The sequence below is a fragment of the Moorena sp. SIO2C4 genome, assembly GCF_010672485.1.
Taxonomy (GTDB): domain Bacteria; phylum Cyanobacteriota; class Cyanobacteriia; order Cyanobacteriales; family Coleofasciculaceae; genus Moorena; species Moorena producens.
Genome location: NZ_JAAHGN010000387.1, coordinates 1 through 6,471 on the forward strand (window position 1 = coordinate 1; position 6,471 = coordinate 6,471).

Genomic DNA, 6,471 nt, shown 5'->3' on the forward strand with positions numbered 1-6,471 from the left:
TAGTTAATTCCATGATGCCAAAAAAACCCTCCCTAGATCATCTGCTCCACTGTCAGCGAGCCCTAGACCGGCTTGCCCAAATTGCCGAGAGCCCATCCACACGCCCAGATTCAATGCCTCGTGCCATCACTGAGCGAGAGGAAATTTTGATCTACCTATACAGCAACTACCGACTGTCCATGACTCCCCAGGCGTTTTACCGCAAGTGGCAAGTCAATCAAGAAGACATGGGTAACATCTGCTGCCGCTCAACTTACGCGGTTAATAGCTGGCTGGCCCAAGGTGCTCGCTATAAAACTCCTAATGCCGATTCCTTATACCATCTGGCTTTAATGGATTTTGTTTTGGAGAATTTCGAGGCAATTCCTAAGGAGTTGTTGAATCGAGTTTGCTCTAAGGTTGAATAAGGTTGAAGGTTGAATGTAGAATGTAGAATTTAGAATGTAGAATGTAGAATGTAGAATTTAGAATGGTGAATTAAGAATGTAGAATGGTGAATGTAGAATGTAGAATTTAGAATTTAGAATTTAGAATGGTGAATGTAGAATGTATAATAGTGAATTAAAAATTAGACCTCTTGCATCTCATCAACCTTGATGAAGACAAGGCAAAAGGTATAAATTTTGATTTAAGCACCTAAACAAAATTAATTTGCTACTACCAATCTCTGTAACCCTTACAGTGTAAGGCTTTGAGTTTTTAAAAATGTGTAATTAATTTTGTGCACCTGCTTATATACATTCTAAATTCTTAATTCTACATTCTAAATTCTTAATTTTCCATTCTAAATTCTACATTCTAAATTCTATATTCTATATTCCCTAGCCTATTTGCGTCATTTCATTGAAACTGAATTCCTCAACCGCGCCATCAGTTGCAGCCATGTAATCCTTCAGGTGCTGGGCACCCATATGCTTCTGCCACAGCTCACGGGATTCCCAATTTTCAAAAAACATAAAGTGAGCTGGATTTTCATTATTCTGATGCAAATCGTATTGCAAGCAGCCCTCTTCAGCACGAGTGATGTCGATCAACTTTTTAAGCTCAGTCTTTACCAGATCAATTTTGTCATCTTTAGCTGTGATATGAGCAACAAGAGTCAATTTAGCCATGTTTTTGTTTCCTTAGTTTTCGTTAAAAATTGAAAATCTGGCATTGGTTAATAATGCAATAATTTTAAGTCAGTGAGGTAGAATAGGCATCTTGCCTGTTTGGGGATCTTTTGGTGCGGGCAGGATGCCCACTCTACTCCCATTCATTCCTTGACTGACGCAACGCCGAAAATTTGATGGCCATAACTTACCACAGTTGGCTATGCTGTCTTAGTTAAAGCTGGCTGTATAAGTGTGGAAGCCATGCCAGACAAAGGTATCAAGCAATTTTCGACCAAATAAGTGCAAGGTTTTTGAGCCCATCGGTACAATTAATAAGCACCTCAAAGATGAAAATTCTCTAAAACCATTAACCTCACCTACCACCTACCACCTACCACCTAACACCTACCACCTATTCAAACCCGAAAATTACGACTTATTCAGCAAGCCCTACGTCAAGGAGCAAGCTGGTCAGTCGTCATAACCCTGGTTTTCTATATATTGCTTCAGTACAGTAAGAGGAGCACCTCCACAGGATACAGCACTAAAACCTCTTTTCCAGAAAACTGGCCTCCAGTAATAGGGAGCCAATTCTTTTGCGTACCTTTTTCTAATTTCTCTACTGGTTACTGTCTTGAGGGTATTACAGAGTTTAGAAATTGATACCTTGGGAGCTAAGTCGATTAAAAGATGAATATGGTCGTTTGTCCCCAGGTCTGCCTTGGCATCTTCAAGGATGCAGTCATTTTTGTCGCAAATGCTTTTGACTAAGTCTTTGATATCCTCTTCTATATCCCCAGTGATCACTGGGTGGCGGTACTTTGTCACAAACACTATATGAATCTTTATTAGCGAAACTGTATGTGCGAAAGAACGCATGGTAGTTGACATGTTAAAACACTATAGGTTAAGATAGTGACATGTTAGCAGTTTAGGTGAGGACGTGAAGACACCAACCAAGATCATTCGCACTGACAAATGGAGGCTTAACCCGACCGCAGAACAACGTTTACTGTTTAGGGAAACGGTTAAAGTCTATCGTCGTGCTTGCAGATATTTGGTTGGAATCATCTATACCCACTGGGGGGAATTAGGTACCTTAACGGCAGATCACTTGACTCCTGCTGTCGAGAAGTTAATGCATCAGACGGCTAAACGCCCCAGTATAAAATACCCTCAGTTCAATCAAGCTTTTTACAAATTCCCCAGCTACTACCGTAGATCGGCGATCGCATTCTCTGCTGGTCAAGTTAGTAGCTTTGTGACCCGTTACCAGGAATGGCAATCAGGTTCGAGAAAAAGGAAAGATGCCAAACCTCCAAAACTAAACGCAGACACTGGTTGTTATCCCTCTTTGTATAAAGGTCAATGCTATAAATTACATGGTTTTAACCAAGTAGAAATTAAAGTTTTTAATGGCAAGAACTGGATCTGGACTAAAGTTCAGATTACCGGTTTAAGAGAACGCCACGCCTGTGCGACTAACAAAATGATGTCTCCTGCGTTGATCTTCAATGATAGGTACTGTCATCTGTCTGTTCCGTTCAATTGCAAGCCAGAAAAGCGCAAACCAGAAGCTAACGTTACTGCGGTAGATTTAGGTATCAACACTACCGCAACAATAGCAGTCGTAACCCAGACCGGCACTGTAATCCACCGTGAATTTATTCACCCAGGAAGAGACATAGACCGTAGGGACAAACGACTAAAGTCCGTATCTGTACGAGCATCTAAAACTATGGGAAAAGGCGGGAAACTTCACAAGGCTTTCTGTTCTAAAACCTATAAAAAATGCCAAAGAATCAACAACCAAATCAGCCACATAGTTTCTAAGCGAATTGTCGAGATTGCTGAGAAATTCAACTCGGAAGCGATCGTATTTGAGAATCTTAAAGGATGGAAGCCGAAGGGTGGACGAAAGCGGTCTAACCTAAGGCAAAGATTCCACGGTTGGCTCAAAGCAAAAATTCGTGATTTTACGGAAATGAAATGGACTGAATTGGGGGGTAAAGTCGTGGAAGTCGTGGCGGCTTACACTTCAAAGCTGGCCTATGATGGATCTGGTACGGTTAAACGTAATTCAAGGAATTATGCCCTAACAACCTTTCCTTCAGGTAAGCGATTTAATGCCGACTTAAACGGAGCTTACAACATCGGTGCTAGAGGCGTAATTAAACTCACTCGCAGAAATGACGGTGAGGGTCGTTCCAGCAAAAGATCTGGACGACCGCCTAGAAGCTGGGCTTCCTTGTGTGAGTTGTGGGTTAGGGATAACTCCAAATTAGCATAAGACACCACCGCCTCGTTCAGGCGGTGGAAGCTTCATACATCGAGCGAGTAAACATGAACTCCCAGCTGAAGCTTAGGGCTTTGGTTTTGATCAATGAGATGTCTAGGGACTGAGGGTCATCAATTATTGCGATATGACCGCGAGGCTTAATCAGCTCGATGATGCCAGGAAAATGTCCGTCTGATCCTGAAAGGGAAGCAACGTAGCGGGGCTCGAGTCCCAATTCCTTGATTTGATCAACAAGGGACTGGCGGTGATTGATCACATGGTCGGCACCCATCTTTTGAACCCACTCGATAGTTTCCGGACGAGATGCAGTGGCGATCGCGGTCAACCCGGTGAGTTTCTTGGCAAGTTGAATCAGGATTGACCCAACACCTCCCGCGCCACCGATAATTAGTATACTCTCCCCCTTGCCTTCTCCTTCTTTGACCCCGAGGCAGTCGAACAGGATTTCCCAGGCGGTAATGGAAGTCAGTGGAAAACCAGCTGCTTCCGCAAAACCGAGGGATTTTGGCTTTTTCCCGACAATCCGCTCATCAACGGCATGGAGCTCGGAGTTGGTGCCCGGTCGAGTGATATCACCGGCATAAAAGACTTCATCACCAACTTTAAATTTGCTGACATCGCTGCCGACTTGTTGAACAACACCTGCGGCATCATAGCCAATGACCTTCGTGCCCTTTTCCGGTGCCATCTTGGCGCGCACTTTCACGTCCACAGGATTGACCGAAATTCCCCGAACCTCCACCAACAGGTCCTGTGGCCCTAATTCCGGTGTTTCGGTTTCAAATTCGATCAGCGCGTCTGGTGCAGTGATTGGTCCAGCCTGATTATATCCGATGGCTTTCATATCTTGGTTATCCTTTTATGATCAATGCCGCCGATTCGATTCTATTGCAGTTTTTAGTTTAATACTGCTGCACTGCCCACCCTAAATCAACTTATGGGGACAACCATGATATGTACATTTTTGTTAGGTGATTCAGGGTTTGCTCCTCCAGCACTTGAAGTGAAGCAGGGATAACAGTTGCTGGAGTTATGGGATTGGCCTTTGGGCCACGCTACGTGAACGCATCCTCTTCTTCTACTAGATATTGGTCATGGAAGATGCTATAATTATAAATTAAACTATCAACAAGACTGGTATGTCCAGTAACTAATATACCGAATTAAAAACCGCTGTATAAACCATATAATTATTACAGCCTCCTAGCTTTTATACTCAAATCATTGATAATCCAGGAGATACCGTGTCACAAGCCCCTAAGAAATATACTAAAAATGACCTTAGCCAAGCCCAATTTGCTGGTGGATTAGTAGATGCTGATAAGGTTGACGTAGATCGCATGGGCGGCGATATCTATAATAATTATGCTCCAGAACAAAAACAAAACCTAGCGGATGCAGCCGCAGAAATTCAGGAACTTTTGCAGCAACTACAGCAAAGTTATCCTAATGCAACTGACATGGAAATACATAGTGCTTTAACTGTAACGCTTCAACAAGCAATTAAGCAAAACCCAACATTCAAGACAAGGCTACGTAATGCCCTAAAAGAAGGCGGAATCGAAGCCTTAAAGGTGCTGTTTGCCCCGATTGGTATTCCCATTGAAATGGTTAAAGGTTGGATTGAGGCGGAAGCTGAGTAACGAGCAGTATCAGTATGGTCCCATGTCTGAAGATTCAAAAAAAGTCTCTAACAATGACCTAAGGAATTCCCAGCTTGGGGGTGGGTTGATTGATGCTGATACAGTCTATGTTGGTAAAAATGGCGGTGACATCAATAATTATAATGTTGTTGTCAATCCCCGACCAACCTTAACTCGACAAGAATACCGCAACCGTCAGGCATTACTCGCTAAAGTCAAGAACTTTTGGATCAAAGGCGTTCTAGAAAAATCCCTCTATCACCAGGTACTTATTGAATTGGGATTAGAAGAGAGACCCGATGCCATTCCTCATCCTTTGAGCGAAATTACCGAAATCGATGAGGACTCACCTCTACCCCTCCGCGAAGGGACTAAAGTAATTGATATTTTTGACGAAATTGGTACAGGAGCAACCTTACTAATTTTAGGGGAACCAGGGTCAGGAAAAACCACAACCTTACTCAAACTCGCCCGGGATTTAATTGCTCGTGCTGATCAAGACCCTAATCAGCTAATTCCCGTAGTATTTAACCTCTCCTCTTGGGCAAAGAAACGGCAGACGATAGCCGATTGGTTAGTAGATGAACTAAATAGTAAGTATGATGTTACCAAGAAAATTGGAGAAGCTTTAGTAAAGAAACAGCAACTACTACCATTGCTTGACGGTTTGGATGAAGTAAAGTCAGACTATCGAGACGATTGTATCACCCAGTTAAACGAATTTAAGCAGAATTCTGGTGTCGAGCTGGTAGTGTGTAGTCGGATTAAAGACTATGAAGCCCTATCCAACCGTTTGAATTTTCAGCAAGCAGTTTGTATAAGATTGCTGACTTCAAAACAAGTTGGCCATTACTTGGATAGTGTCGGTGCTGATTTAATAGGTTTGAGGACATTAATTGCAAAGGATAAAGTATTACAAGAATTAGCCCAGTCGCCCTTGATGCTCAATATTATGACCCTAGCTTATCAGGGAGTAGCAGTTGAGGATTTGCCTAGAACTGACGTAGTGGAGGAACGGCGTAAGCAGCTTTTTGATGCATATATCAAGAAGATGTTTAAGCGTCGTAAGACTAATCAACGATACAATAAAGGCCAAGTAAAGCACTGGCTAATTTGGATGGCGCAGAGGATGGTTAAGGAGTCGCAAACAGTATTTTTAATTGAAAAAATGCAGCCATCTTGGCTAATAAATGGAAAGCAAAAACGAATTTATAGGCTGATGGAAGTGCTGATGGGAGGGCTGATGCTCGGGCTGATGGTCGGGCCGATGAGAGGGCTGAAGGAAGGGCTGAAGGGAGGGCTGATGTTAGGCTGATGTTCGGGCTGATGGTCGGGCTGATGGTCGGGCTGATAGAATGGCTGATGGTCGGGCTGGATAAAGAGTTAACGGAAGAAATCAAAACAGTTGAAATACTTGATATTAATTGGAAAAAAA

7 protein-coding genes are annotated in these 6,471 nt (G+C 42.9%); 4 read left to right on the plus strand and 3 right to left on the minus strand.

Annotated features, from left to right (window positions below):
- A partial coding sequence (locus F6K20_RS19700; protein ID WP_353736790.1) for a hypothetical protein occupies window positions 1–407 on the plus strand: 407 nt, incomplete at its 5' end.
- A gap of 414 nt (window positions 408–821) precedes the next feature.
- Here F6K20_RS19700 and F6K20_RS19705 read toward each other — a convergent pair.
- Window positions 822–1,112 carry a putative quinol monooxygenase gene (locus tag F6K20_RS19705; RefSeq protein ID WP_071106238.1) on the minus strand — a complete coding sequence of 97 codons (291 nt, stop codon included), beginning with the start codon at window positions 1,110–1,112 and terminating at the stop codon, window positions 822–824.
- Window positions 1,113–1,565: 453 nt separating this feature from the next.
- A complete protein-coding gene (tnpA, locus tag F6K20_RS19710; RefSeq protein WP_044494675.1) occupies window positions 1,566–1,985 on the minus strand; it encodes an IS200/IS605 family transposase in 420 nt (139 codons plus the stop codon).
- A 52-nt stretch (window positions 1,986–2,037) separates the two neighbouring features.
- Here tnpA and F6K20_RS19715 point away from each other — a divergent pair, with 52 nt between their 5' ends.
- Window positions 2,038–3,384, plus strand: coding sequence for an IS200/IS605 family accessory protein TnpB-related protein (locus tag F6K20_RS19715; protein WP_008188099.1), 1,347 nt, complete (start codon window positions 2,038–2,040; stop codon window positions 3,382–3,384).
- 16 nt (window positions 3,385–3,400) lie between these two features.
- Here F6K20_RS19715 and F6K20_RS19720 read toward each other — a convergent pair whose 3' ends face one another.
- Window positions 3,401–4,237 carry a zinc-binding alcohol dehydrogenase family protein gene (locus F6K20_RS19720; protein WP_287295743.1) on the minus strand — a complete coding sequence of 279 codons (837 nt, stop codon included), beginning with the start codon at window positions 4,235–4,237 and terminating at the stop codon, window positions 3,401–3,403.
- A gap of 400 nt (window positions 4,238–4,637) precedes the next feature.
- Here F6K20_RS19720 and F6K20_RS19725 point away from each other — a divergent pair, with 400 nt between their 5' ends.
- Together F6K20_RS19725 and F6K20_RS19730 are read left to right on the plus strand one after the other, a co-directional pair.
- Window positions 4,638–5,036: a hypothetical protein gene (locus tag F6K20_RS19725; RefSeq protein ID WP_287295745.1), complete on the plus strand. Its 399-nt coding sequence runs from the start codon at window positions 4,638–4,640 to the stop codon at window positions 5,034–5,036.
- Between the two features lie 22 nt (window positions 5,037–5,058).
- Window positions 5,059–6,351, plus strand: coding sequence for an NACHT domain-containing protein (locus tag F6K20_RS19730; protein WP_287295747.1), 1,293 nt, complete (start codon window positions 5,059–5,061; stop codon window positions 6,349–6,351).
- Window positions 6,352–6,471: the final 120 nt, after the last annotated feature.

Excerpts from the sequence above, each read along its gene's own strand:
- tnpA (WP_044494675.1), bottom strand. The coding sequence starts at position 1,985 with ATGTCAACTACCATGCGTTCTTTCGCACATACAGTTTCGCTAATAAAG.
- F6K20_RS19720 (WP_287295743.1), bottom strand. The coding sequence starts at position 4,237 with ATGAAAGCCATCGGATATAATCAGGCTGGACCAATCACTGCACCAGAC.
- F6K20_RS19730 (WP_287295747.1), top strand. The coding sequence starts at position 5,059 with ATGTCTGAAGATTCAAAAAAAGTCTCTAACAATGACCTAAGGAATTCC.
- F6K20_RS19705 (WP_071106238.1), bottom strand. The coding sequence starts at position 1,112 with ATGGCTAAATTGACTCTTGTTGCTCATATCACAGCTAAAGATGACAAA.